Below are 26,647 nucleotides of genomic sequence, written 5' to 3'. Positions count from 1 at the left end.
TCGGATTTTCAAGAATGAAAGGCCCTCAACTGCAATCATAAGGGAAGTACCTGCAAGCATGGCAAAATCCATCCTCTCCCTCCGCGGCGTGACCAAGTCCATCGACACCGGAACGCACCGCGTCCAGATCCTGCGCGGCATCGAGTTGGATATCCAGGAAGGCGAGTTCGTAGCCATCATGGGCGCCTCCGGCTCGGGCAAATCCACCCTGCTGGGCCTGCTGGCGGGTCTCGACGCCCCCACCACGGGCACCATTCATCTTGACGGGGAAGAGATCTCACATCTCGGCGAGGACGCGCTGGCGGACCTGCGCGGCCGCAAGATCGGGTTTGTCTTCCAAAGCTACCAACTCATCCCCACCCTCACCGCCGAGGAGAACGTCCTGCTGCCCGCCGAACTCGCCGGCGACGTCTCCAGCGGAGCCATGGCCCGCGCGCGCCAGCTCCTCGACACCGTCGGCCTGGAAGACCGCCGCGAGCACTACCCCGTCCAGCTCTCCGGCGGCGAACAGCAGCGCGTCGCCCTCGCCCGCGCCTTCATGCGCCAGCCCCCGCTGCTGCTCGCCGACGAACCCACCGGCAACCTCGACTCCGTCAACGGCCGCCAGGTGCTCGACCTGCTTCTCTCGATGAACCGGCAGGAAGGCGCCACGCTGGTCCTGGTCACGCATGACCGCGACCTCGCCACCTACGCCACCCGCATCATCACCCTCAAAGACGGCGCCGTCGTCTCCGACGAGCGCAAGGACGCCGCCTGATGCTCCAATCCGCTGCCTGGCGCATGGCGTGGCGCGAAGCCCGCGCGTCCGCCCCCAAGTTCATCTTCGTCATCTTCGGCGTGGCCGCCGGCGTGGGTGCGCTCACCGGAGTCCGCGGCTTTTCCGCCGCCTTCCATGAGGCACTGCGCCGGGAAGCCCGCACGCTCATGGCGGCCGACCTCACCATACGCCAGTTCATGCCCTTCACCCCGGCGCAGGACACTGAGATCCAGTCCTGGCTGAAAAAGGGCGCCCAGCTCACGCGCATTACCGAAACCGTCTCCATGCTGAGCGCCGAGGGCGCCACCCCCGCACTGGTCTCCGTGAAGGCGGTCGATCCCAGCGTCTATCCCTACTACGGCAAAGTACGTTTGGAGCCGGACGAGCCTCTCTCCAAAGCCCTGACGCCCGACACCGTGGCCGTCTCCGACGATCTGCTGCTGCGGCTGAACCTCTCCGTCGGATCCATGGTGAAGCTGGGCGAAGCGCAGTTCCGGGTCTGCGGTGTCGTACGCATGGAACCGGACCGCATGACGGGCTCGCTCAACGTCGGCCCGCGCATCATGATTACGCGCGAAGGCCTCGATCGCACGGGCCTCATGACCTTCGGCTCGCGCGCCTCCCACCGCTTCCTCTTCAAGCTGCCGGCCCAGGGCATTCCAGTGGCGCAGATGTTCGATGCGCTGAAGAAAGCCTTCCCGGAATCGATGGTGGTGGACTATCGCGACACCCATCCGCTCATCACGCGCGCGCTCGATCGCTCCACCACGTTCCTCAGCCTCGTCTCGCTGATCGCCCTCATCGTGGGGGCCCTGGGCGTGGCCACTGCCATCTATTCGCATATCCAGCAACGCCTGGACACCATCGCGATCCTGAAGTGCCTGGGCGCGCGCTCTTCGCAGATCATCCGTATCTACACGCTCCAGACACTCCTGCTCGGGCTGACCGGAGGCCTCGCCGGCGTCGCCGTCGGTGGCATCGTGCAGCGCCTGTTCCCCATCCTGCTGGCGCGCTACTTCCAGTTCCAGAGCATTCCGTGGAATCCGTCATTCGCCGTGGAAGGCATTCTCGCCGGAGTCCTGGTCACCCTGCTGTTCACCATCCCTCCGCTGCTGGCCGTGCGTCAGGTGAAGCCGGCCCTGATCTTCCGGCGTGAAATGGCTGAAGTAAAACCGAAACTCGGCAAGCGCCTGCGCATGCAGTGGCCCGCGCTGCTCAGCGGCGTGCTGATCCTCGCCGGACTCGGTGGTGTGGCCGCCTGGCTGGCCGAATCGGTGAAGATGGGCTCGTACTTCGTCGGAGGCCTGGCCGTGGCCCTCCTCCTATTGGCCGGCGTCGCCTGGCTCCTCCTGCGCGGCCTGAAGCTCTTCCTCCGCTGGACCCCGGTGCGCCTGCCCGTCGCCCTGCGGCACGGCATGGCCAATCTCTACCGCCCCGGCAACCACGCCACCAGCGTCCTGGTCGCCCTCGGCATCGGCGTGATGTTCACCCTCACCATCTACCTGGTGCAGAAATCGCTGCTGGTCGAGGTCGCCGGAGCCGCTCCAAAGGGCTCGCCCAACGTGCTGATGATCAACATCACCAGCCGCGACCAGGAAGCTGTAAAACAGTTCCTCGACAGCCGCACCGATCTCACCGCCAAACCGACCCTCACGCCGCTCATCGCCGCGCGTCTCGTCTCCATCAATGGCACGGCGATCGAAGACCTGAACCTGCCCATGCAGGGCCCGCAGGCTACCGACAACCAGGGCCGCCCGCGCCGCCGCCGCAGCTTCACCACCCAGGTCACTTGGTCAGAGAACAAGCTCGACGACGTCATCATCCGCAAGGGAACGTGGTGGCAGCCGGGAGAAAAGGTCCCCGCCGCCTCGGTCTCTGAGCGCACGGCGACCAACCTGAAGATCGAACCCGGCATGACGCTCCACTGGAGCTCCGTCGGCCGTGAGTTCGACGTGAAAGTCGTCTCCGTCCACCGTGTCGAGGCCGTCCGCTTCGGGGGAGAGCCCGACTTCGTCTTCAACCGCGTAGCGCTCGAAGGCCTGCCCACGCAGTGGTTCGGCGCCGTGCGCCTGCCGCCCACCAAGGTTTCGGCGTTCCAGCGCGACGCTTACAAACAGTTCCCGACGGTGACCGTGATCAACGCCGCCGATGTGATGAACATCGTGCAGGAGGTGGTCGACCAGGTCGCCCTGGTGATCCGCTTCATCTCGGCCTTCGCGATCTTGGCCGGCGCGATTATCCTGGCCTCGACGGTAGCCGGCACCCGTCTGCGCCGCACCCGCGAATCGGCAGTCCTTAAGACAATCGGAGCCCGCCGCAACGTCCTGGTCTCGATCTTCTCAGTAGAATTCGCGATCCTGGGCGCGGTAGCCGGCCTGATGGGCGGCGTCATGGCCACGGTCTTCGCCAGGGTGCTGCTCCTTCGCCTGCTGGACGCCCGCTTCCAGTTCGAACTGCTGCCCAATGCGGCGACCATCGCGATGACGACGCTGCTAGCCGTAATAGCCGGCTGGGCCGCGTCCATCCGCATCCTAAACCAGCGCCCGCTCGAAGTGCTGCGCGACGAGTAGACTTTCGCTCGTCGCCAGCCCCGCGGGACCCAACCGCAATTCCTCCAGCTTTCTGGCACTACCCGAACCGCAATTTGCACCCCCGCTCCGCATTCCTCACAATAGATCTCATGAGTGACCCTTCCTTTACACCGCGCCCCGTCCCCGCCGTGGAGACCCAGTTCCGTCGCATCCACACCCAGTTTCCGGTGCCGGAGTCACTCCCCATCCTCCAGAAGCTGCATGACTTCGAGCTGCGCGCCATGGCGGGCCAACCGCCCGTCGTCTGGGACCGCGCCGAAGGTTTCCAGGTCTATGACGCCTGGGGCAACAAGTGGCTCGACTGGTCGTCCGGCGTCCTCATCACCAACGCCGGCCATGGCCGCAAAGAGATCGCCGACGCCATCAGCGCCCAGGCCCAGCACACGCTGCTCACGAACTACTGCTTCCCCTCGGCCATCCGCGCCGAGCTCTGCGAACGCCTCGTCGGCCTCATGCCGGAGCCGTTGAAGAAGATCTTCCTGCTCACCACCGGCTCCGAAACCGTCGAGTTCGCCGTCAAGATCGCCCGCATCCACGGCCACAAAATCGGCGGCCGTTCCAAGAACGTCATCGTCTCGTTTGAAAAGGCCTTTCACGGCCGCACCATGGGCTCCCAGCAGGTGGGCGGCATCCCCGTCCTGAAGGAATGGATCGGCAATCTCGATCCCGGCTTCGTCCAGGTCCCGTTCCCCGACGGCTACTGGACCGAGGACACCAGCTTCGAGCTCTTCGAACGCACCCTCGCCGAGAACGGCGTCGCGCCCAGCCAGGTCTGCGCCGTCATCCTCGAAACCTACCAGGGCGGCACCGCCGCCTTCGCGCCGCCGCAGTACATCAAGACCCTGCGCCAGTGGTGCGACGGCCACCGCGCCCTGCTCGTCTTCGACGAGGTCCAGGCCGGCTTCGGCCGCACCGGCACGCTCTGGGGCTTCGAGCACTACGGAGTCCTGCCCGACCTCACTACCTGGGGCAAGGGCATCTCCAGCTCGCTGCCGATCTCAGCCATCGTCGGTAAGCCCGAATTGATGGATCTGCCGAACCCCGGTTCCGCCTCCTCCACCCATACCGGCAACCCTGTCTGCTGCGCCGCCGCGCTGGCCAACGTCGACCTCATCGTGAAAGAGAACCTTCCGCACAACGCCGCTGTCGTCGGCGAGGTGCTGCAGGAAGGCCTACGCAAGATCAAGGCCCGCTTCCCGCAGGCCGCCTACCTCGCCGGCAAGGGCCTGGTCGCCGGTCTCGCCTGCGTCAAAGCCCACAAGCAGCCCGATGGAGAACTGGCCCACGCCATCGTCTGGCGTTGCGTCGAAAAGGGACTGCTGATGTTCTCGCCGGTGGGCCCCGCTGGCTGCACCATCAAGATCGCTCCGCCGCTCAACATCACGGCGGAAGCAGTGCGCGAAGGCTGCGCGGTGCTCGAAGAGGCGTTCGAGGAAGTGCTCGCCGAGCGCGCCGCCACCACACCCGACGCCGTTGCGCAGGCCTGAGAAACTACGGAGCCGTACCATGCAAATCGCGATTATCGGTGGCGGCATGATCGCCCACGATCAGATCCTGCCCACCATCTACCAGATGCAGAGGCTGGGGTTGGTTGGACCCGTCGAGGTCTGCGCCCGTCACGCCGAAACGCTCGAGAAGCTCGCCTCTTCCGACATCATCCAACGCGCCTTCCCCGGCCATCTGTTCCAGGCGCGGACTCAGCCGTACGCCGAGGTGATTGCCGGCCTCCCGCCCCGGCAGCTCGTGGTCGTGGCCCTGCCCGACGACCTCCACTTTGATGCGGTCATGACCGCCCTGCGGCACGATCAACACGTCCTCTGCGTGAAGCCGCTGGTGCTCACCGTCGCCCAGTCCATCGAGATCGAGAACGAAGCCAGGACCCGCGGCCTCGTTGTGGGCATCGAATACCACAAGCGCTTCGATGACCGTTCGCTGCTCGCCCGCCGCCGCTACCAGAGCGGCCTCTTCGGCGAATTCAAGCTCGGCACCGCCTGCCTGCTGGAGAAATGGTATTACCGCCACTCCAACTTCCAGAACTGGTTCACCGTCGACGCGTCCGACGCGTTCACCTACATCGGCTGCCACTACATCGACCTCGTCGCCTTCGTCACGGGCCTCCGGCCCACCAGCGTCAGTGTCTACGGCATCAAGGACAAGTTCCCGAACGGCAACGAAGGCTGGTTGTGGACCGACGCTCGCGTGATTTGGAACAACGGTGCCTGTCTCAATGTCCAGAACGCCCTGGGCTTCCCCGACGCCGCGCCCGGCACCAATATGCAGAGCCTGACGATGTACTGCTCCAACGGCCAGGTCGGCGGCTGGCTCCATCACTCCGATCAATTCCGCGGCATGCAGTACTGCTACACCGCCAACCCGGGCGGCGATGGCATGAACACCTATGCCGAACCGTCGCCGGACTATTTCCAGTATGTGGATGTGGGAGGCCCCGGGCTGACGCCCGTCGGCTACGGCTACCGTTCCACCGCCTATATCGTGGAGCGGGCCCTGGAGATGCAGGGGCGGGATCTGGCTGCCCGTCAGCAGCTACTCACCCAGTGGGATGCGGCCGGCGTAATGGCGACGCCGGCCAATTCACGCTACAACGAGGCCGTTGTCGAGGCGGCCCGTCAATCGATCCGCGACGGCGGCCGGATGGTATCCATCCAATCCTAGGCCGCCGCGCGAACCGCTTAGTTTCCCTTGTAGGCGGAATACTTGTTCAACAGGTCGACCAGGCCCTTCGCAGCCGGCGGCACAGGCTTCTTGCCCTGCAGCACGGACTTGCGATCGACACCGGAGCCGTAAAGCGCCGTATCCACATCCTCATCCGCCCGCAGGGTCGCACCCTGCAGCGCGATACCGCCGAACACACCGCGCGACCGCGACCACGACAGGATCTCGGCCCGCATCGACGCATCCGTCTGCGCCGTCGTATCGCGGCCCACCGGACCAGCCGCCACCGTCGCTTCACCGCCCAGGGTGAACTTGCTCGCCAGCAGGCGCTCCATGCCCTTCTGGCTCATCACCAGCATGATCACGTCGCTCTCCGCGCCGCCGATCTGGAACCCGACACTGCCACCCTCTACACGCACGCCCACCGGAGCCGTCCAGCCCTTCCCGTCCGCCTCCCGGCAAGCCGCAAAACCGCGCCCATACTTCGCGCCGAGAATGAATCCGCCCTTCTTCATGGCGGGTACAATCACTGCGCACTGTGCCTTCGAAAACAGGTCCTGGGGAATCGCCTTGTCGCCCGTCGACATGATTTCGCCGAGGACCGTCGAGGCTTCCTGCAACCGCTTATCCTCCGCTTCACCGGCCCAGACCGTGGAAGCGGCGAGAACAGCAAGTAAAAACTTCTTCATATGTGTTGATGGTAGCAACGCCCACGGCCGGTCGCGAGGCCTGGAGGACGTATCTTAGGCGTAAACTTCAGGCGGTGCGAACAAGGGCCTGCGCCGCCGCACGGCCCGTGCGTACACAATCGGGGATCCCAATCCCTTCATACGCATTGCCCGCCAGGTGCAGCCCGTTCAGGCCGCGCAGCAGGCCGCGCATCTCCTGCACCCGCGCCGCATGGCCCACCGTATACTGCGCCATCGACTTGCGCCAGCGCCGGATCCTGACAAAAGCCGGCTTGGTGTCCCAGCCCAGCAACTGCTTCAGCTCCGCGCGCACCGTGGCGACAATGTCGTCGTCACCGCGATCCAGTATCTCTTCGTGCCCGGCTCCGCCAAGGAAACACCGCAGCACTACGTGCGAGTCCGGTACCCGGAAGGGGAACTTGGCGCCCACGAACGTGCACGCCACCAGGGTCTTGCGTTCTTTCGAAGGGATGAGGAACCCGAATCCCGGAGGAATCGGCCCGCAATCGGCCCGCCGGTAGCCCAGCGCCAGGGTCACTGACGAGCTATACTCGATACCTTCCAGCAACTGCGCCAGCCGTTGTTGCACATCGCGCAGCAGCACGCCCGCCTGCCACGCGGGACACGCCATGATCAGCCCTTCGCTCTCGACAGCCGCGCCATTCACGCGGATCCGGTATCCGGTCTCGGTCTTCTCGACACCCTCCGCCCGCCCGGTGATGACGTCGCACTGCCCTTCGATGCGGCGTTCCAATTCGTTCGTCAACTGCGCCAGGCCGCCCTTGAGCGTCTGGAACAGCGGCGCCGGTTTGGAGGCCTTGGGCGCCTTCTTGCGCGACTCCAAAACCCCGCGCGTCAGGCTCCCATAGCGGTTCTCCAGCTCGACGAAGCGAGTCAGCACACTGCCCACGCTCAGCCGCGCCACCGATCCGCCGTAGACACCCGACAGCAGCGGCTCGGCCAGGTAGTCCACCGTCTCCTGCCCGTAGTGATCGCGGATGAAGTCTTCCACCGTGCGGTCCGGCAGCGGCTGCGCGGGCGGCTTGCGAAAGTACTCGAGACCCATGCGGATCTTCGTGCCCCACGACAGCAGCGGACTCACGGCCACCGGCAGGATCTTCGTGGGCACCATCATCATCAGCCCGTCCGGCATGGCCATCAGCCGGCCATTCTTGACCAGATAGGTGACACGCGACGCGTCGTTCGAGCTGATGAGTTGGTCGCCCAGCCCGACTTCCCTGATGAGTTCGTTGGCCGCGGGTTTGGCCGAGAGGAAACTGTCCGGACCGCCCTCGAGTACACAGCCTTCCACCGTATCCGTCTGGATGACGCCGCCCAGGTGCGGCTGCTGCTCGACAATCGTGGGCCGGCGGCCGGCCTTCACCAGTTCATAGGCTGCCGAGAGCCCGGTGATGCCGCCGCCGATGATGACCGTACGCACGTTAGGGCTTGAACTCGCGGACCATCTGCACGACAGCCTTCACGTTCTCCACCGGGGTCTCAGGCAGGATGCCGTGGCCCAGGTTGAAAATGTGGCCCGGCCGCGTGCCCGTGCGCTTCAGCAGTTCGTGAACCTTGGTCTTGAGCTCAGGCAGCGGAGCCAGCAGCGCCGCCGGATCCAGGTTGCCCTGAATCGCCGAGCGGTAGCTGATGTCCATCCAGGCCTGGTCGATGTTCAGGCGCCAGTCGACACCCATCACATCGCCGCCTGCCGCATGCAGTTCGCGGAAGTAGCCAGCCGCGCCCGTGCCGAAGTGGATCACCGGAACACCCGTCGACCGGATGCGCTCGATCAACGCCCGCGAATAGGGAGCCACATACCGCACATAGTCGTCCGCGCCCAACGCGCCCACCCAGGAGTCGAACACCTGAATCGCACGCGCGCCGGCCGCCACCTGCAGCATCGCGAACGGACCCAGCACGTCCACCAGCTTGCCCATCAGCCGCCGCCACAGCGTCTCGTCGCGGTACATCAGCGTCTTCGTGTTGATGAAGTTGCGCGACGCGCCGCCCTCGATCATGTAGCTCGCCATCGTGAACGGAGCGCCCACGAAACCGATAACCGGAACTTTCCCGGCCAGCGCCTTCGACACAATCTGGATCGACTCGCCAACATAGCCGAGTTCATCGGTATTGGCCGTCGATAGCGTGTCTACATCGTGCGAAGTGCGGATCGGATTGTCGATCTGCGGACCTTCGCCGGCGACAAACTTCAGCCGCAACCCCATCGGCTCGATAGGCAGCAGCAGATCCGCGAAGATGATGGCCGCGTCCACATCCAGGACTTCGACGGGCTGGAGTGTCACCTGCGCCGCCAGGTCGGGCCGTTTGCAGATCTCCAGGATGCTGTTCTTGGCTCGGATCTCCCGGTACTGTTTCATATACCGGCCGGCTTGCCGCATAAACCAAACCGGCCTCACGTCCGTGGGACGGCGGCGGCAGGCATCCAGAAAACGGCTGCTCATGGGAGGGACACGCATGCGATCTCCGATCTGTCTTCACACAGGAAGACCCGAAACTGCTTAGGCTTGTGCTGGGCGGCCCACTGCCGGCCCAGGATGAAATAGGGTTTCGTCCACGCTTCGGTGTCGATGGTCCGTGGAGCAATCACCGATACAGACAACATCCCCTGCGCCGGATAACCCGTGCGCGGATCCATGATGTGGCTGTATGTCGTGCCCCCGGCGATGAAGAACTTCTCCGATGTGCCCGATGTGGACATCGATTCGTCCTTCAGAAAATACTCGGCCGCATTGACCTTTGGATTGCGCGGATTGGGAATCGTCACGCGCCACCCCCGCGGTTCGTTCGGAGGTGCGCCAATGGCGTAGATACTCGAACGGCCAGCCGTAATAATGCCGCTGGCCACGCCATCCTTCTTCAAAATCGCAGCCATGCGGTCCACCGCATAGCCTTTGCCGATCCCGCCCGGATCGATCTCCACCGGCTCGTCAAACCGCACCGTCCCCGCCTTCTGGTCCAGGTGGATATGACGCCAACCCACACGCTGCATGGCTGTGCGGATCTCCGCCTTGTGCGGCGTGCGTCCCGTACCCTTGTAAAAACCCCAGATCTTCATCAACGGACCGACGGTTATGTCGAACGCTCCTTCACTCTGCCGGCTGTATTCCACACAGGAGTTCAGCAGTTGATACATCTCGGTGGATACTTTCACCGCCTGCTGGGGAGCCTCCCGGTTCACCCGGCTCCACTCGCTCTCCGGCCGGTAATTGGACAACAGGTTGTCCAGCCGGCGGGCCTCTTCAAAGGCTTCGTCCAACGCTGAATCCAAGGCGTACCTGTCGCTTCCGTAAACGGCGATCGTATAGGTCGTCCCCATCGAATCCAGGGAACGTTCCAACCGCAGCAGGGATCCTGGCCCCGGTCCGGCCACTGCCGGCCATGCGGCCATTAACACTAGAAGTAGCACAGAAGCCGCAAAAAAGCCCCACTTTGTGATATTTACGGACCAGATTTTGAGGCTGCGGCCAGGGGGCGTGGGTTGCACGGGTTCGTTTTGGGCGCCTCGCGCGGCGCGCCCTGATTTTAGCCTACAACTGAGACCCTTGCTGGAGCAAGGAAAGCTCTTATTTTCTTGCAGATGAGCGATAGCTCATTCGGGCAGGGGGCCCGGGTCCGCCTTCGGACGGCCCCGCCGCACCCGCCGCAGAAGTCTTTCGATTGGAGCGCTTTGCGCCGATCCCACGTTCGATTTAAAGCGCAGCTCCGGCATCCGGAACAACTCCAGCCGCTGCATCAGCTGATGCCGCAAATACCCCTTCGCCGATTCCAGCCCGGCCAGCGCCAGCACGCGCTCCTCCGCCTTTTGCGGCAGCACCACCAGCACGTCCGCCTGCCGCATGTCCGGCGACACCACCACCTCGGTGACTTCCACCTGGTGAATGCGCGGGTCGTCGGACTCATACCGGATGAGCTCCGACAACTCCTCTCTCATCTTCTCGGCAACGCGGCGGGTACGAAGTGGATCCACTCTATAAGCCTAGCAGCCTGCGGCAAAAGTCTCGCTAGCCGAAACTCCTGCCGCGGGCTGCTGGCCCAATGCGCGGATTCTCAGCGCCTAAAGCCTCTCCTCCGATATGATAAGAGATTCTGTCGGATGGGCGCGCTTCTCGGAGGGGTCCGCGTCTCAATCGGGGATGCACGTCAAAAAAGCAATCATCATTGGAGCCGGCCCTGCCGGACTCACAGCTGCCTTTGAACTTCTGACTCGCACAGGCATCCAGCCCATCGTGCTGGAGAAGAGCGAACACTTCGGCGGCATCTCGCGCACGGCGAACTACAAAGGCAACCGCATCGATCTCGGCGGCCACCGCTTCTTCTCCAAATCCGACCGTGTCATGGAATGGTGGCATCGCATGCTGCCCATCCAGGCACTTCCGCCCGGTACCCCGGAAATCACCTACCACCGCATGCGGCGCTCGCTCCAGTCCGGTGGCTCCGGCCCCGATCCCGAGCGCGAAGACAACGTCATGCTGCTGCGGCCGCGCAAGTCCCGCATCTACTTCCGCCGCCGCCTCTTCCAGTACCCCATCACCCTCAGCGTCGACACCATCCGGAAGCTCGGCCTCTGGGCGACCTTCCGCATCGGCCTCAGCTACCTGCGCACCGTCCTCCGCCCGCTGCCGGAAGAGAAGTCCCTCGAGGACTTCTTCATCAACCGCTTCGGCCGTGAACTCTACCGCACGTTCTTTCAGTCGTATACCGAGAAGGTGTGGGGCGTCCCCTGCTCGGCCATCAGTGCCGCCTGGGGCCGGCAGCGCATCAAGGGTCTCTCCGTCCGCAAAGTGCTCGGCCACGCCCTGGGCAAGATGTTTGGCCGGAAGGGCACCAGCGCCAAAACCGAAACCTCCCTCATCGAGCAGTTCCTCTACCCCAAATTCGGCCCCGGTCAGATGTGGGAAGAGACCGCCCGCAAGGTTCGTGAGCTGGGTGGAGTCATTCACACCGGACGCCGCGTCGACGGTCTGACACTGGAGGACGGCAAAGTCGTCGCAGTGAAGGCCACCAACCTGGCCACCGGTGAATCGGAGTCGTATCCGGCGGACTTTTTCTTCTCCACGGCCCCGCTCTCGGAACTGATCGAGTCCATGACACCCGCCCCGCCGCCACAAGTCCGGGCAGTCAGCCAGGGTCTCGTTTACCGCGACTTCGTCACCGTAGGCCTGCTGGTCCGGTCCCTCAAGATCCACGACGAAACTGAGCAGGGCCGCAAGCTGATCCGCGACAACTGGATCTACATTCAGGAATCCGATGTGCAGGTGGGCCGCCTCCAGATCTACAACAACTGGAGCCCGTATCTCGTCGCCGATCCCGGCACGGTGTGGCTGGGCCTGGAGTACTTCTGCAACCAGACCGACGCGCTCTGGTCCAGCCCGGACGCGGACCTCGAGGCGTTAGCCCGAACGGAACTGGCCCGCATCGGCATCATAGAAACCAGCGATGTCCTGGACGCCACGGTCCTGCGGGTAGAGAAGGCTTACCCGGCCTATTTCGGCACCTACGACCGCTTCGAAGTGCTCCGCACGTACCTGGATTCCCTGCAAAATCTCTTCCCGATAGGCCGCAACGGTATGCACCGTTACAACAACCAGGACCACTCGATGCTGACGGCCATGGTAGCGGTAGACAACATCCTGGAAGGCCGCACCGACAAATCCAACCTCTGGGAAGTCAACACGGAAACTGACTACCAGGAAGAAGAGTAGGAGCCCGCCAACCCTCCAACTGCCTGGGAACAACCCAATCTCTCCCAGTCGGCGGCTGCCCACAAGCACGTCAACTCTTCCCAGTCAGCCAGCCGTTCCAGGCAAGCCAACCTCTCCCCCAGCATTCCCCCGGCATCGCCGGGGGCCCATTCAAATTCCAACGCCGCCCTCCACCTTCAACCAACGCCACATCTCCAACCTCGCAGACTCCTCCCCCAGCATTCCCCGGCATTGCCGGGGGCCTATTCCAACTCCAACGCCGCCCTCCACCTTCAACCAACGCCACATCTCCAACCTCGCAGTCCCCCCAGCATCCCCTCCGGCATTGCTGGGGACCATCCCAATCTCGAAAGCGCCCGAATCCATCAACGAAGTCCTCATCCATAGCCTGTCGCAGACTCCTCCCCCAGCATTCCCCCCGGCATTGCCGGGGGCCTATTCCAACTCCAACGCCGCCCTCCACCTTCAACCAACCCCACATCTCCAACCTCGCAGACTCCTCCCCCAGCATTCCCCCGGCATTGCCGGGGGCCTATTCCAACTCCAACGCCGCCCTCCACCTTCAACCAACGCCACATCTCCAACCTCCGCAGACTCCTCCCCCAGCATTCCCCCCGGCATTGCCGGGGGCCTATTCCAACTCCAACGCCGCCCTCCACCTTCAACCAACCCCACATCTCCAACCTCGCAGGCTCCTCCCCCAGCATTCCCCCCGGCATTGCCGGGGGCCTATTCCAACTCCAACGCCGCCCTCCACCTTCAACCAACGCCACATCTCCAACCTCGCAGTCCCCCCAGCATCCCCTCCGGCATTGCTGGGGACCATCCCAATCTCGAAAGCGCCCGAATCCATCAACGAAGTCCTCATCCATAGCCTGAGAGGAATCGCGCCCAGCACGCACATCAATGACGTGGTAGTCCTACTAACCTGGAGTGGCTACGGTCTCCACCCCACAATCCACAAAAGCGAAAGCCTTGTCCGATGGCGGCAGCAAAACGCCAAATCTCGCCCATATGTCCTGGAGCGACCGCACCGGAAGCTAATCCTGGAGACTATCTGCAACGCATGTAAGACCTGGAACTGGGCGCTCCTGGCCGCTCACATCCGATCCACCCATCTCCACGTCATTCTGGACACATCAGCAACCCCGGAACGATCGATGGGAGAGCTCAAACGTGCCTGTACGAATGCGCTGAAAGAAGCCAACTTGGCGACATGGGGGGACCGTATCTGGGCCGACTACGGCCACATCCGGCCCTTGGGATCACCCTACGCCATCAACAAGGCGATCAACTATGTACTCAATGGACAAGGCGCCCCCATGGAAATCCACCATGGCGAATCCGGCTGCGAATCCTGTGCAGAAGCGACGCCCCCACTGCACCGACGGCCATAGCCGCCCCCCTCACTCCAACCACTCAATCCCACTGCTAACCAGATTCGGCCCCAGAAACGCCGCCGCCGCCCGCTCCGCCGACTCCAGCACCTTCGCCGCATTCTCCCGCGACCCCGACACCGTCACCGCCGTCACCACCGACCGGTTCAGCAGGTTCTGATCCTCCACCTCGGCCACGGCCACGTTGAACCCCGCCCGCAGCCGGTCCTTCAGCCCCCGCACCCAATGCCGCTTGTCCTTCAACGAGTGCGACTGCACCAGTTCCAATTCGAGAGTCAGTACACCAATAGCTGCCATAACGCAAAAAGACCCCGGGCCGAAGCCCGGGGTCCTGGATCCACTCAATTACGCCGACAGGTCCGGCGCGACCTTTTCCTTGACGAAGGCTTCGATGATATCGCCCACCTTCAAGTCGTTGTAGTTCGCGATCGAGAGTCCGCACTCGAAGCCGGACTTCACTTCGCTCGCATCGTTCTTGAACCGCTTGAGCGATTCCAGCTTGCCCGTGTGCACCACGACGTTGTCGCGCAGCAACCGGATCTGGCAGTCGCGCAACAGTGAGCCGTCCACCACATAGCAACCGGCCACCGTGCCCACCTTGGTAATGCGGAAGGTCTCGCGGATCTCCGCACGGCCCTTGTACACTTCCTTGAACACCGGCTCCAGCATGCCCACCATGGCCTTCTTGATCTCGTCGGTGAGCTCGTAAATGATGGTGTGCAACCGGATGTCGACCTTCTCGAGCTCGGCCGCTTCCGCAGCCTTTCTCTCGGGGCGGACATTGAAGCCGATGATGATCGCGTTCGACGCCGAGGCCAGCACCACGTCGGTTTCCGTGATGGCGCCCACGCCGGCATGCAGTACGCGGATCGTGACCTTTTCCGTGGAGAGCTTCTGCAGGGTGTCCGACAGGACCTCCGCGGTACCGCCCACGTCGGCCTTGAGGATGACGTTGAGTTCCTTGGTCTGGCCTTCCCGCAACTGCGCGTGGAATTGATCCAGCGTGATGCGTGTCTTGGCCATCTGCTGCTCGCGAGCCCGCACTTCGCGGAACTCCGCGATCTGCCGCGCCTTCGCCAGGTCGGTCACCACCTGGAGTTGATCGCCCACATCCGGCAGCGATTCCAGGCCCACCAATTCCACTGGCATCGACGGTCCGACTTCCTTGATCTGGTTGCCGCGATCGTCGTACAGCGCGCGGACACGGCCAAAGACCGTTCCGCACAGGTAGTGGTCGCCCACCCGCAACGTGCCGTTCTTGATGAGCAGGGTCGCCACCGGACCGCGTCCGCGATCCAGTTGCGCTTCCAGCACCGTAGCCACGGCGGGCCGCGTCGGGTTGCCCTTGATCTCCTGCATGTCCGCCACCAGGAGGATCATCTCCAGCAGCAGTTCCAGGTTCTCGTGCTTCTTCGCCGACACCGGCACGAACGGAGTGTCGCCACCCCAGTCTTCCGGCATCAGCCCCAGCTCAGTCAGCTGTTGCTTTACGCGCTCCGGTTGGGCGTCCGGCTTGTCGATCTTGTTGACGGCCACAATGATCGGCACCTTCGCCGCCCTCGCATGGTCGATGGCTTCGCGGGTCTGCGGCATCACGCCGTCGTCCGCCGCCACCACCAGCACCACAATGTCGGTCACCTTGGAACCGCGGGCACGCATGCGGGTGAACGCTTCGTGACCCGGGGTGTCGATGAACACGATCTTCCGGCCGTTGATCTCTACGTGGTATGCGCCGATGTGCTGCGTGATACCGCCCGCTTCGCGTCCGGCCACATTGGCCGTCCGGATGGCGTCCAGCAGCGAGGTCTTGCCGTGATCGACGTGACCCATGATGGTCACGATCGGCGGCCGGATCTCCAGGTCGCTGTCCACTTCCGTGCTCGCCACATCCTGCACGGACTCTTCTTCGTAGCTCATCTTGGCCGTCGACGCGCCGAATGCGCGCGAAACTTCGTCGGCCAACTTCATATCGAGCGTCTGGTTGATGGTCGCGAAGATCTTCCGGTCGACCAATTGCTTGATCACCAGGCCGGCCTTCACGCCCAGCTTCTCCGACAACTCCTTCACCGTGATGCCGTCCGAGATCGTGATCTCGCGGTCGATCGGCGGAGGAGGAGCCGGCTCGGACTTGCGGTAATGCGACTTGAGCTTACCCTCGGTATCCCGGTCGCGATGGTCTCTCTGCAGACCGCGGCGCTTGGCCGCGTCACGGCGGCCCGCATCGGCGGTCGGAGGCGGCGGCGCTTCCAGGACAGGGCTGGTGGGATGAGGACCACGGCCCCGCAAGGGAGGACGTCCTCCCGGACCTCCGCCATACGGCGGCCGGCCGCCCGGCGTGGGCTGGCCCGGGCCACTGCGGCGGGCGCCAGGATAAATCGGCTGGCCCGGCGTCGGCATGCCGGGTCGCGGCGCGGCCGGTTGACCCGGCGTTGCCTTCGGTTGAGCTTGCTGCAGCCGCGCCAGGATGTCCGCGCGGGGCGGCACCACGGGACGGGCGGCGGGTTGACCGGCCAGCGGCGGACGCGTCGGCTGTCCGGCTGTCTGCTGTTGCTGGCGCGGTTGGCTGGGTCCGCCCTGGCCCTGCTGGGGACGCGGCAGGTGCGGAGCCTGCGGACGCGGAGCGCCCGGCGACACCATCGGCGGACGAGGCACTTCGCCACCTGGGAGAGGTTGGCGCGGCCCGGAAATAATCTGGCCTGGACGGGGTGTACCCGGTCCGCCGGAACGCTGCGCGATCGGCGCATTGCGAGGCAGCGGCTGGGATGGTCCCGTCGGCTTCGCTGGAGCCTGGCGCGGAGGAGCCGGCATGGCGGGCGCCCCGGGGGAAGCCGGAGCTTCCGGCGCCGCTTGACGCGGAGCCTGCGGAGCGGCCGGTGCAGCCGGACGCTGCGGCGCACGCGCCACGGGCGGTCGCGCTGGAAGTGAGGGCGCTGCGGGTGCAGCCGGCGCAGTCGGTCTCGGCGCTTCCGGCATCACCTGCGCTGGAGCCGCCGCCACCGGCACGGCCGGTGCTGGCGTAGCCGGAACAGGCGCCGGAGTCGCGGGCACGGCCGGAGCCGCCGCCGCGGGAACCGCGGGGGCAGGAACTGCTGGAGCCGCTGGCGCTGCCGGAGCAGGCGCCGGAGCAGCCGGCGTCGCATGCACGACGGGCGCGGCCGGAGCCGCGGGCACAGCCGGAGCTGCGGGAGCCGCCGGAGCGGCGGGCGCATGCTGGACCGGCGCCGGAGCAGCCGGAACGTGATGCGTTACTTGCGCCTTCACCGGAACTGTCGGCTTCACAGGCGGTGCCGCCGGAGCCGCGGCCGGTGCCGGGTGAGCAATAATCGTCCGCGCCGGAATCGGAATCGATGGCGCGTGGAGTGTGGGCTGCGCGCCCGGCCTCACCCCAGCTAAGGGAGGACGGATCGGGGCCCGTGTGGGCGCCGCGGGTGCGGCAGGTGCGGCGGCCGGAGCCGGCTGTTCAGCGGTGGTGTCTTTCACAGGAGCAGATACGGAAACAGATGCGGGCTTAACGGGCAATGTCGGCTTGGGTGCTACAGCGTGCTCGGTCGGCTGCGTTACGGCTGGTTCGGCCGCGTCAGCGGATTCTGGCTGATTCGGTGTGTGTTCGTTGACGTAAAATGTGCCGCCTGGCCGGTCAAGATCGGCGGAGAAGGGAGTGGCATGCCCGGTCAGCCGCTCTTTGAGCAGCAGGGCCACATCCTCGTCGACGGAGCTGGAATGCGTTTTTTTCTCCTGGACCCCAAGGTCCGGCAACATATCAATGATCGTGCCGGGCTTGACTTCCAGTTCGCGAGCCAACTCGTTGATGCGAATCTTCTTCATAGTTGAGACTGCCGGCCCTGTAGACAGGGCTAGCCCAACTCACTCCTTGCTCCGCCCCCCGTGGCCAGTTCAGACTACTGCTCGACAGGAAGACCCGAGTTTCCCATCGTATCAGATTCATCCGCCACTGGTTGTTCCACGACGGCCGGCGCGTTTGCCAGCTCACTCTCCGGCTGGTTTTCCACAGCCGGTTCGGCCACTGCTTCCACCTGTTCCTCCGCCTGCGGTTCCCCCGCCGGCGCGTCCAGGTGATTGTAGAAGGCGTTCACTGAGGCACCAATGGTTTCCACCACCGACGCATCAATGCCCGCAATCAACTCAAGCTCCTCCGGAGTCATCGAACCCAACTTCTCCACCGTCCCGATGCCGCCCACCAAAAGGAGCTCCAACACCGGTTCCGGCAACTGATGATCCAGCAGGACCGAAAGAGGCGTCCCGGCCGAAAGCGCCGCCATGTGCGCTTCCACTTCCTGCCGCTTCTCTTCTTCCGTCTTGATGTCAATCCGCCAGCCCAGCAGCTTCGCCGCCAGCCGTACGTTCTGACCCTTCTTGCCGATCGCCAGGGAAAGCTGTGAGTCTTCCACGATCACTTCCATGTGCTTTTCCACGGAATCGATGATCGCTACCCGCGAGATCTTGGCAGGACTCAACGCATGCGTCGCGAACACCACCGGATCGTCGCTAAACTCAATAATGTCAATCTTTTCACCGCGCAGCTCGCGGATAATCGACTGCACGCGCATGCCCTTCATGCCCACGCAGGCGCCCACGCAGTCCACATCGCGGTCACGGCTCAGCACGGCGATCTTGGTGCGCTCACCGGCTTCCCGGGCACATCCACGAATCACTACCGTGCCGTCATAAATTTCGGGCACTTCCTGCTCGAACAGGCGCATCACCAGCTCCGGCGCCGCGCGTGATACGATCACGCCCGCATTCTTGCCGGTCTTGTCCACGCTGCGGATCACCGCCCGCACACGCTCGCCCACCGAGAAGTTCTCCAGCCGCGACTGCTCTTTCTTGCCCAGCCGCGCTTCCGTCTTGCCCAGGTCTACTACTAGGTCCGGACCTTCCACACGCTTGATTGTGCAGTTCACCAGCTCGCCCACCCGGCCGGAATACTCCGCGAAGATATTCTCCCGCTCCGCTTCCCGAACCTTCTGCAGAATCACCTGCTTGGCGGTCTGCGCCGAAATCCGGCCCAATAGTTCGGTCGGCTTCGCAAATCGAATCACCGCGCCCACTTCGGCGGCCTTGTCATAGCGCCGCGCTTCCGCCAGGCTTACTTCCTTGGTCGCGTCCGTCACCGGATCCGCTACAATCTTGACCGAATAGATGATGATGTTGCCGGTCTTCTCGTCCAGGTCAGCCACCAGATCGTCGGTGGACTTGAACTGTTTCCGAGCGGCCACAAGCATGGCGTCCTTCACCGCGTCGAGCACGATCTGAGGATCGATGCCCTTCTCTTTGCTCAGGATTTCAATGGACTGATAAATGGATGCCAAGCTGTACGCTCCCCTTCCGACTGATTGGCTGCCCTACGAAACCGGGCGCCTTCACCACTCGAATTTCAGATTTGCCTTTTCGATTTGTTCCATCCGGACCCGGATGGCTTTGTCCACGCCCGTCTCGAGCACCACACAACCGTCTTCATAGCCGGCCAGCACGCCGTCCCAGCGGCGTTGGTTCTCTACCGGCTCACGCAGCGCAAGGCGCGCTTTCTTGCCGGCAAACCGTGTGAAATGCTCCGGACGGTATAACTTGCGTTCAACTCCGGGCGAGCTCACTTCCAATTGGTAGGAGTCACCTGGAATGAAGTTCTCTTCGTCAAGAATGGCGCCCACCTGATGCGAGACTGTCTCACAGTCAGCCAGCGACACCCCTTCGGGCTTGTCGATGAATATGCGCAAAATCCGGCTCTGGCCCGCTCCCAGCAGCTCGAGAGACCACACCTCAAGCCCCTCGCGCTGTGCAACGCGATTGGCAATTTCGGTGATCTTCCCGACCAGGGCTTCCCGGTTGCTGCCCGCCATCTCGGTTCCTGCTTTGCTGAAACAGTACCAACCAATAAAAAAGTGGGCTTTCGCCCACTTCCATGGTTCGCTAAATTTCAGTATACACCAGCGGTTCCGGTACGCCTAATCATGGCTTTTGCCGGCGGTGCTGCTCGCGCAGTACTTCGGGGTCGTCCATTTTCGGCGCCGGCTTCGGGTCCGCCGGGTCCTTCGCGTTCTCCGGAACGAAAATGTCAGGCTCCGGCCGGATGGGATCAAAAGCCGAAAAATCCGGCACACTCGTGAAGCAGTCCGACAGGTCCGCCGCCGTCGCATCATATAGGTTCAGCGGCGGGATCCCCAACAAACGGAAGGTCATCTTCAACAACGCGGGAAAACTGGCGTTGGTCCGCGAAGCGTAATTCCGGCGCGCAAACGGACCCGCCACCAGGAACACCGTGCGGTGCGAATCCACATGATCCACCCCACCCTGGGCGTCGTCCTCGGTGATGAAAACCGACATGCTCCGCCACCACTTCGTGCCGCTCAAGTACTCCATAATCCGGCCCAAAGCGTAATCATTGTCGGCCACATAGGACGGCGAGAAGGGGTACCCGTCCTCCGGCCGCGGCTTCGCCATATGGTCGTTCGGCAGGTGGATGAAGATCAGCCGGGGCAGGTCTTTGCCCGTCTTTACGTACAGTTCATCGATCTCCCTGATGAACTGTTCGGCGCGGAACTGGTCCGGAATGTTCGTGTTGTAGCCGGGATAGTTCCTGGACGTGTTGCGATACAAAGGATCCGGCATCGGCATGTTCGTCAGGAACCGCGCGCCGGTCGGCTTCTCGTCCGGATCTTCCACATTCCCGGCCAGCTCGAAGCCCTCCCCGAAATTCCTGAAAGTAATGCCGTTCCGCTCCAGGTGATGCCACAAGGCGCCGGCTTCCAACTGATCCTCGGGATGGACACTGGAGTTGCTGCCCGGATTCGACAACCGGCCCGGAGCATTCGTCGGAAACCGGAACTCCTTCGTAGCCCCAGCAAGCGTACTCTCCACCCACGTATTCGGGTACGAGCCCACCAGCCAATGATGTCCATCGACACTCACTTCGCTGTCCGCGTAGAAGTTGTCGCTGAACGCGTATTTCGACGCCAGCGCATGATGGTTCGGCGTGATGTTGTAGAACTTCTTGTCCAGCCGGCTCTTGAGCGCGCCCGGTTCAGGAATCACCCAGCCGCGCCGCCCAAATCGCGCCAACTCCGGAGCGCTGCGCAGCGAACCCGTCGAATCGTCCTCGATGTCCCCGAACACTTCATCAAAGGTCCGGTTTTCCTTGACGATGATCACCACGTGCCGGATCTCCATCGGCATCGGCCGCGGCTGCTCCCGGCTGGCCAGGAACCCGTTCAGATTCATGACCCGCTCGGTATAGATTGGCAGCACCCGGTTCAGCGGCGAAGGGTAAACGCTGATCGCGCCGGTCCGCATCTCACCCTGAAAGCTGCGCTCCAGCGGACCCGTCTTGGTGGCGTTCGGCCCGGTGCCAAGTCCTTTGGCGCTGGCCACATACATCTGGCCCCGGTCCACCTGGACGGCCGTCGGGAACCAGGCCGACGGCATATGCGCCGTCACCTTCCCTGTACCCAGGTCCACCACCCCGATTGCGTTGATGCCCGCCTCGGCCACCAGCAGGCGCCCATTGGGAACATCCAGGGTCAAACCCACCGGCAGCACGCCGCGGAATGCTTCCAATCCCGGAATGCGCAGCAGAATCTGGCCCGTCACCCGCCACGACTGCGAGTCGATCACCGTGATCGAATCCTGATTCCCGTTGGAGACGTAGATCGTCGTGCCGGTCATGGCGATGCCGGACGGACTGGATCCCCCCAAACTGCCCGGGCCAAAGGGCTCGCCGGTGCGCACGAAGCGCTCCACCTTGGGCGCCGCCGCATCCGCCACATCCACCACGCAGAGGGAGTTCGACTCCGGCGCATTCGGGTCGCCCAGGCCGGGCACATCCACTTCGCCGGCCGCGGTCGCCCGCTTCGCGCCGTTTTCCGCCTCGGGCGAAGGGAACCCAAACGCCGGGAACGGCAACCCGGTCCGCGGAGCGTCCTTCGGATCGGCGCCGGGCACGGCCTTGTACTCAAACATGCCCAGGTTGGTCACGAAAACCCTGCGTTTGTCGGCGGATAGCGCGATCTTGAACGGCAGCCGGCCCACCCGGACCGACGAGACCAGCTTGCGGCTGCGGGTGTCGAAAATGGCGACGCGGAAGTTGGCCTGGTCCACCACGTAGAGCAGCCGCTTGTCGCTGTCATAGGCCAGGTCGCCCGAGTAGCTGTCCTTCCAGGAACCCTGGTTCAGTTGCAGCACTTCGAGCGTCCGGCCGCCCGGCGCCGAGACCAGCCGCACCTGCCCGCTTCCGCCCTCGGAGACGAACAGCCTGCGATCCTCGACGAACGCCAGGCCCATGAAAACACTGCGCCAGTCCTTATCGTCGTCGTCGCCCTTGTCTTCCTTGCGCTGGGCGTTCACCTGGCGGACCTGCCACGGCTCCGACGTCATGTCGAGGAAGCTCAAGGAGAAGTTGCCGCGCCCGCCGTTGGCCGAAACAGCGATCTTGCCATCGGGACTGATCGCGATGCCGTACGCGCCCGGACCCGTCATGAACTGCCGCCCCAGCGGAGCGATCATCCGGCCGCCGGGCAGTACGGATTCCGCCCCGGGCCTGCGCGCCGCCGGCCGGATCCCGGCTGGCGTGCGATACTCTGCCGCCCAGAGCGCCATATTGGCGGCCGCAATCAGAATCAGAAAACGCATCGGTGACTCTTCTGATAGCCTGTCAAAGCAAGGAGGCGTTGTGCAACGCCGAACGTTCATTCAATCCGTGGGAGTCGCTGCCATGCTGCCAGCCGAAGGCAAAGAATCCGCACCCCATTACTACCTGCTCGAACAGTACTACCTCAAGAATGGCACGCAAGCTGCCCGTATTGCCGACTACCTCAAAAACGGCCCGATTGAGGCTTCGGCCCGCTTAGGCGTGCCCGGACCGCGCTTTGTCCTGGAGGCCGTCGCCGCTCCGCACATGCCGCAGATCGCGTGCATCAGCGCCTATGCCTCCATCGACGAAATGCGGGACGCGCGGAAGAAGCTCAGTGCGGACTCGAAGCTGCAAGCCGCTCTTTCTCAATGGGAAGCGGGGGACGAGCCGCCCTACGAGAGCTACTCCGAAGTACTCCTGGAGGCCGCTCCGTACACGCCACCGCTCGAAGCCACCACACCCGGCAAGCCGCGCATCTTCGAGCTTCGCCTCTACCATTCGCCCACCGAGAAGCAGTTGAAGGCACTGCACGAACGCTTCGCCGGTCCCGAGATCAAGATCTTCCACCGCAACGGAATCCATCCGGTGCTGTACAGTTCCACGCTGATCGGGCCCAGCAAGCCGAACCTCGTCTACCTGACGCCGTTCGACGACCTCGCCGCGCGCGAAAAAGCCTGGGCGGCCTTCGGAGCCGATCCGGATTGGATCAAGGCGCGGGCGGAATCCATCGCCAAGGCGGGTCAGATCTCCAGCATCATGCAGATCTCGCTCTTCAAAGGCACGGCCTATTCGCCGGTGCGCTGAAGCCGCCAGAGGCGGTAGCCCGGAGTCTCGGCTTCCAGCCGGTAGTCCTTCATGAGGTCCTTGAGAACGACGCGTACATCCAGTACGCCGTTGTAGGGACCCAGCCCGTCCGCAATCCACGTGGGCCGCGGACTTCGCATCAACATATCGCGATTTGTCGATGCGACTTCTGGAAAACTGACCTTGGCGCTGATCAAATGCCGGTCGGCCAGCACTCCATTCAGCGGCTGGGAGTCCAAAAACCGGGTCCCGGCCGGCAGGCCGCTGAGCGGGAACAGGTCCGGACGGTAGCCGTAAACCAGTAGCGTATCGCCCGGAGCGGCCTTTGCTTTCAAAGTGTTGGCGGCCTCCTGGGAGCTCCGGAACAGCAGCAGGTCGCCCCAAGGCTTGTCCTGCGCCAGGGCCACATACCGCGGTCCGAACCGCGCCACCGGCAAAATGAGCAGGAATGACGCCAGGATCGCGAACCGCCGCGGAAAAAGCGTAAATCCACGGGCAGCCAGCAGCACAAACACCGGCAAAAGGTGGAAGTAATACCGCGGGAAAAACCGCAGTCCAAGGAACACCCCGGCGACCGAAACGATCAGCCAGACCGCCCATCGCCAGTCCTCTTCCTTCCAGGCGGTGATGCAGGTGGCGACCACCAGGGCAATGTGAAAGCCCGCCCAGTTCAGGGTTCTCTTCGCCCCTTCGAGCATCGGGTGGGGGATGTTGGTGTCTCGCGAATACACAGCGCCCCAGGCCCAGACCTGCTGCCAGAAATCGACCAGCGAGCCGCGTAAACCCATCCAGGTCAATGCGATAAGAACAGGAGCCGCAAAACCAGCGAGCAGTTCCAGCCGCCGGGGCCAGCTCCAGGCCAGGCACACCAGCAGGATGAGCAAACCCTTTGCATTGAATAGGATGGCGATGCCGGCCACAACCCCCGCCCAGAGCGGAAAGCCCGCCGCCGCCAAGGCGATCGCGCCCATGTGCAGAGGCACCGTGAGCAGGTCCGGCGTGAGCGCCATGACCGCGGAAGCCGTGTCGAATGTGAGGAATACGGCCATCAGCCCGGCGGCCCAAAGCTCCGTCTTCTCACCCCACAGCACACGCGCCGAACGCGAAGCGACCCAGCAAGTAAAGATTGCGAACAGCGATCCGGCCACGCGGAGGCCCCACCCGATCTGGGCCCCCCACAGCATGTAAATCCCTGCAAAGAAAGGCGGCTTGTCGAACCAGATGTCCCGGTAGAGGACCTTGCCGCGCAGCAGCTCGAGAGCCGCGGCCGTTGGATAAGCCTCTTCCACCCAAAGGACATGGAGATGGCAGAAGCGCGCGGCCACGAGCAATAGGACTATTCCGATCCAGACGGCGCGCTTGACCATACGTAGATTGTGGCGCAACCTGTGCCGAGCCCGCAGCCGCTACTTCACTACCATCGTCACCCCTGATTGCGAGGTCGAGCCTCCGGCGGTCAGTTGTACCGGCACAACACCCGTGGCAACTCCTGACGGTACTTTGACTTGCGCCATCAGCAGACCGGCCCAGGAGTAGGGCACGGCTCCGGTGTACACCACTTCCGCTGCCTGTCCGCCAATCTTTACGGACACGCCTGCATTGGGTTTAGGCAGCGACTGGGTCTCCATGCGGCCGTCGACGCCGCCCGGATCCGTCTGGCCTCCTCCGGTCCAAATGATTGTCACGACTGAACCTTTGGCGGCCGGATTGGCGGCGGAGACCAACTGCCACCCGTCTGTATAGATGAGGCCAACTCCCTGGCCGGTCCCTTCCTGGGTGAAGAGGCCGGGAGCGGTCGCCGCGACATCGATACTGACCGTGTTGGACTGTACGCCTTTGTAGTCGATCCGCACGTCGGCTTTTGCTTTGCCGGCCAGATCGAACGGGGCAATCGCGGCAATCTCACTGGAGTTCACGTATAACAGCGGCGCCTGGGTGCCGTCGAAGTAGAGCTTCGCTCCGGCCAGGCTGGTGCTGACCCGCCCGTCCTGCGTCAACTGCATGCGCACGATGCTCTCGAGATCGACACCTGTCGTTCTGATTGTGACCATCTCGCCCGGAGCCACGGCGCCGCCGGCTACGCTGGCCGAGTTCAGGATTCCGCCGCTTTGGATGGACAGGCCGGTGGCCGGCGATTTGATCACGAACGAGACCGAATCGGCGTAGGCGAAGAACTGCAGCGGATCGTTGCTGACAAACTGCAGGGTGATGACGATCTGGCGGGCGGCGGCGGGCATGGTTCCGTCGGACTGGCGCTGGAGCAGGCCACCCTTGCCTCCAAGATCGGCCGCACCGACGGCGTCCAGCGGCGCGCTGCCGATGATTTCCCCGGCCGCATTGAGGAACTCGGCCTTAGCCGAGGCCGAGTCGAGACAGCCGGCGCAGGTCCCCAGCCAGGCGCTGAAGCGGTAGTTTGCCGCTCCGGCCTCAATGAGTGAGCGCAGCAGGGTGAGATCGACGGTCTGGCGGAGGGCGATGGAGCGTTGCCCGGCAGCATAGAACAGGTTCTTTCCGCGATCGGCCGGAAGGGAAGCGCCGTCCTCCCACGAGGTGTCGTCATAGGGGCTGGCGTAGACGTCGGTTGTGCCGGTCCAGCCGGGCATCTGATAGCCATAGCCCATCAGGCCGTCGGAGGTTTCGGCCGTCTCGGCGCCGCCGTTCACCACCAGGTTGACCCCCGTGACAGACTCTGGCCGGAGGATCAGCGACAGGTTGTCGGCGCCGAAGTAGTTGAACGCGCTGCTGGGGGCGGTCATGTCCAACAGCAGGTCGACGCTGCGGGTATTCGGCAGCAGGTAGCCGCTCATGGCTGAGTTCATGAGTTCGGGGGTGTAGTTCTTCTCGAGAGCCGAGGGCCCATTGACGGACGACGTCAGCAGCACCTCGCCGGCGGCATTGCGGAAAGCCGCCTTCAGGATCACTGGAGAATCCCAGCCATCGGCGCTGCCGAGGAATCCGCTGAGGTAGAAGCGGACGCGGCCGCCATCGATATCGGTGGCGAGGGCGGACAGGTCGATGGTCTGGCGAGCCGTGGAAGCGCCTCCGCCCGGCCCTCCAGAGAAGTAGTTCAGCCCGCGATTCTGCGGCCCGGGATCACCGGCGGCGAGAAGGCTGTTGGCTCCATAGGTGACCACAGTGAGGCTGCCGGAGGCGGTCCAGCCAGGGATGGGCCTTACCGCGGGGTCGTTGATACCAGTGGCGCCCTCGCCGTTCTCGGCGCCGCCGTTCACCACCAGGTTCTGATGGAACACGGCTTGGCCGGGACATTGCCAGGCAAGGGCGAGAGCGAGGACGGCGAAAGAGGGGGAGAGTTTTCTCATGGGGATGCAGGCTTCCTAGGGCGGAACGCGGCAACGGGCCGGGAAT

At 63.9% G+C, this 26,647-nt stretch carries 19 protein-coding genes; 7 read left to right on the top strand and 12 right to left on the bottom strand.

The genetic code is table 11. The annotated features are described in order from the left end of the window. The first annotated feature begins 58 nt into the window (after positions 1-58). The 4 genes from IRI77_RS24580 (at position 59) to IRI77_RS24565 (ending at position 6,021) form a co-directional block, all read left to right on the top strand. Positions 59-757: an ABC transporter ATP-binding protein gene (locus tag IRI77_RS24580; RefSeq protein WP_194447643.1), complete on the top strand. Its 699-nt coding sequence runs from the start codon at positions 59-61 to the stop codon at positions 755-757. Beyond that, entirely contained in the window at positions 757-3,327 is a 2,571-nt protein-coding gene (locus tag IRI77_RS24575; protein ID WP_194447642.1) for an ABC transporter permease, read from the top strand. The genes IRI77_RS24580 and IRI77_RS24575 overlap by 1 nt, the downstream gene beginning before the upstream one ends. 110 nt (positions 3,328-3,437) lie before the next feature. Further along, complete coding sequence (locus tag IRI77_RS24570; RefSeq protein ID WP_194447641.1) at positions 3,438-4,835, top strand: aspartate aminotransferase family protein; 1,398 nt, start codon at positions 3,438-3,440, stop codon at positions 4,833-4,835. 19 nt (positions 4,836-4,854) lie between these two features. Next, positions 4,855-6,021: a Gfo/Idh/MocA family protein gene (locus IRI77_RS24565; RefSeq protein WP_194447640.1), complete on the top strand. Its 1,167-nt coding sequence runs from the start codon at positions 4,855-4,857 to the stop codon at positions 6,019-6,021. 17 nt (positions 6,022-6,038) lie between these two features. Here IRI77_RS24565 and IRI77_RS24560 read toward each other — a convergent pair whose 3' ends face one another. The 5 genes from IRI77_RS24560 to rbfA form a co-directional block, all read right to left on the bottom strand. After that, entirely contained in the window at positions 6,039-6,710 is a 672-nt protein-coding gene (locus tag IRI77_RS24560; protein ID WP_194447639.1) for a lipid-binding SYLF domain-containing protein, read from the bottom strand. 67 nt (positions 6,711-6,777) lie between these two features. Then, positions 6,778-8,151: a protoporphyrinogen oxidase gene (hemG, locus tag IRI77_RS24555; RefSeq protein ID WP_194447638.1), complete on the bottom strand. Its 1,374-nt coding sequence runs from the start codon at positions 8,149-8,151 to the stop codon at positions 6,778-6,780. A 1-nt stretch (position 8,152) separates the two neighbouring features. Then, complete coding sequence (hemE, locus tag IRI77_RS24550; RefSeq protein WP_228486300.1) at positions 8,153-9,175, bottom strand: uroporphyrinogen decarboxylase; 1,023 nt, start codon at positions 9,173-9,175, stop codon at positions 8,153-8,155. Beyond that, positions 9,172-10,071, bottom strand: a complete 900-nt coding sequence (locus IRI77_RS24545; protein ID WP_228486299.1) for an FAD:protein FMN transferase — start codon at positions 10,069-10,071, stop codon at positions 9,172-9,174. Before IRI77_RS24545 ends, hemE begins: the two co-directional genes overlap by 4 nt. A gap of 252 nt (positions 10,072-10,323) precedes the next feature. After that, a complete protein-coding gene (rbfA, locus tag IRI77_RS24540; RefSeq protein WP_194447635.1) occupies positions 10,324-10,701 on the bottom strand; it encodes a 30S ribosome-binding factor RbfA in 378 nt (125 codons plus the stop codon). Between the two features lie 166 nt (positions 10,702-10,867). Here rbfA and IRI77_RS24535 point away from each other — a divergent pair, with 166 nt between their 5' ends. Together IRI77_RS24535 and IRI77_RS38705 are read left to right on the top strand one after the other, a co-directional pair. After that, the gene (locus tag IRI77_RS24535) at positions 10,868-12,436 is read left to right on the top strand and encodes an NAD(P)/FAD-dependent oxidoreductase (protein ID WP_194447634.1); all 1,569 of its coding nucleotides are present in this window, start codon (positions 10,868-10,870) and stop codon (positions 12,434-12,436) included. Positions 12,437-13,347: 911 nt separating this feature from the next. Continuing rightward, on the top strand, positions 13,348-13,833 hold the full coding sequence (locus IRI77_RS38705; RefSeq protein ID WP_407674122.1) for a transposase: 486 nt from the start codon (positions 13,348-13,350) through the stop codon (positions 13,831-13,833). Positions 13,834-13,842: 9 nt separating this feature from the next. Here IRI77_RS38705 and IRI77_RS24525 read toward each other — a convergent pair whose 3' ends face one another. The 5 genes from IRI77_RS24525 to IRI77_RS24505 all read right to left on the bottom strand — a co-directional run bounded on the left by IRI77_RS24525 (position 13,843) and on the right by IRI77_RS24505 (position 22,476). Further along, positions 13,843-14,130 (bottom strand): DUF503 domain-containing protein, encoded by a 288-nt coding sequence (locus tag IRI77_RS24525; protein ID WP_194447632.1) that lies wholly within the window; start codon positions 14,128-14,130, stop codon positions 13,843-13,845. 48 nt (positions 14,131-14,178) lie between these two features. Then, a complete protein-coding gene (infB, locus tag IRI77_RS24520; protein ID WP_228486298.1) occupies positions 14,179-17,658 on the bottom strand; it encodes a translation initiation factor IF-2 in 3,480 nt (1,159 codons plus the stop codon). Positions 17,659-17,732: 74 nt separating this feature from the next. Beyond that, positions 17,733-19,163 carry a transcription termination factor NusA gene (gene nusA / locus IRI77_RS24515; protein WP_194447631.1) on the bottom strand — a complete coding sequence of 477 codons (1,431 nt, stop codon included), beginning with the start codon at positions 19,161-19,163 and terminating at the stop codon, positions 17,733-17,735. A gap of 51 nt (positions 19,164-19,214) precedes the next feature. Continuing rightward, entirely contained in the window at positions 19,215-19,691 is a 477-nt protein-coding gene (locus tag IRI77_RS24510; protein WP_194447630.1) for a ribosome maturation factor RimP, read from the bottom strand. A 109-nt stretch (positions 19,692-19,800) separates the two neighbouring features. Next, positions 19,801-22,476, bottom strand: a complete 2,676-nt coding sequence (locus IRI77_RS24505) for a bifunctional YncE family protein/alkaline phosphatase family protein (protein ID WP_194447629.1) — start codon at positions 22,474-22,476, stop codon at positions 19,801-19,803. Between the two features lie 82 nt (positions 22,477-22,558). Here IRI77_RS24505 and IRI77_RS24500 point away from each other — a divergent pair, with 82 nt between their 5' ends. Next, positions 22,559-23,281, top strand: a complete 723-nt coding sequence (locus tag IRI77_RS24500) for an NIPSNAP family protein (protein ID WP_194447628.1) — start codon at positions 22,559-22,561, stop codon at positions 23,279-23,281. Here IRI77_RS24500 and IRI77_RS24495 read toward each other — a convergent pair. Together IRI77_RS24495 and IRI77_RS24490 are read right to left on the bottom strand one after the other, a co-directional pair. Further along, on the bottom strand, positions 23,263-24,648 hold the full coding sequence (locus IRI77_RS24495) for a hypothetical protein (RefSeq protein WP_194447627.1): 1,386 nt from the start codon (positions 24,646-24,648) through the stop codon (positions 23,263-23,265). The two genes, IRI77_RS24500 and IRI77_RS24495, sit on opposite strands and share 19 nt — an antisense overlap. Positions 24,649-24,687: 39 nt before the next feature. Beyond that, positions 24,688-26,601, bottom strand: coding sequence for a hypothetical protein (locus IRI77_RS24490; RefSeq protein WP_194447626.1), 1,914 nt, complete (start codon positions 26,599-26,601; stop codon positions 24,688-24,690). Between the last annotated feature and the right edge of the window lie 46 nt (positions 26,602-26,647).

The organism is Paludibaculum fermentans (assembly GCF_015277775.1).
In the GTDB taxonomy this organism is placed as follows: domain Bacteria; phylum Acidobacteriota; class Terriglobia; order Bryobacterales; family Bryobacteraceae; genus Paludibaculum; species Paludibaculum fermentans.
This window is presented reverse-complemented; position numbering and strand designations above follow the sequence as displayed.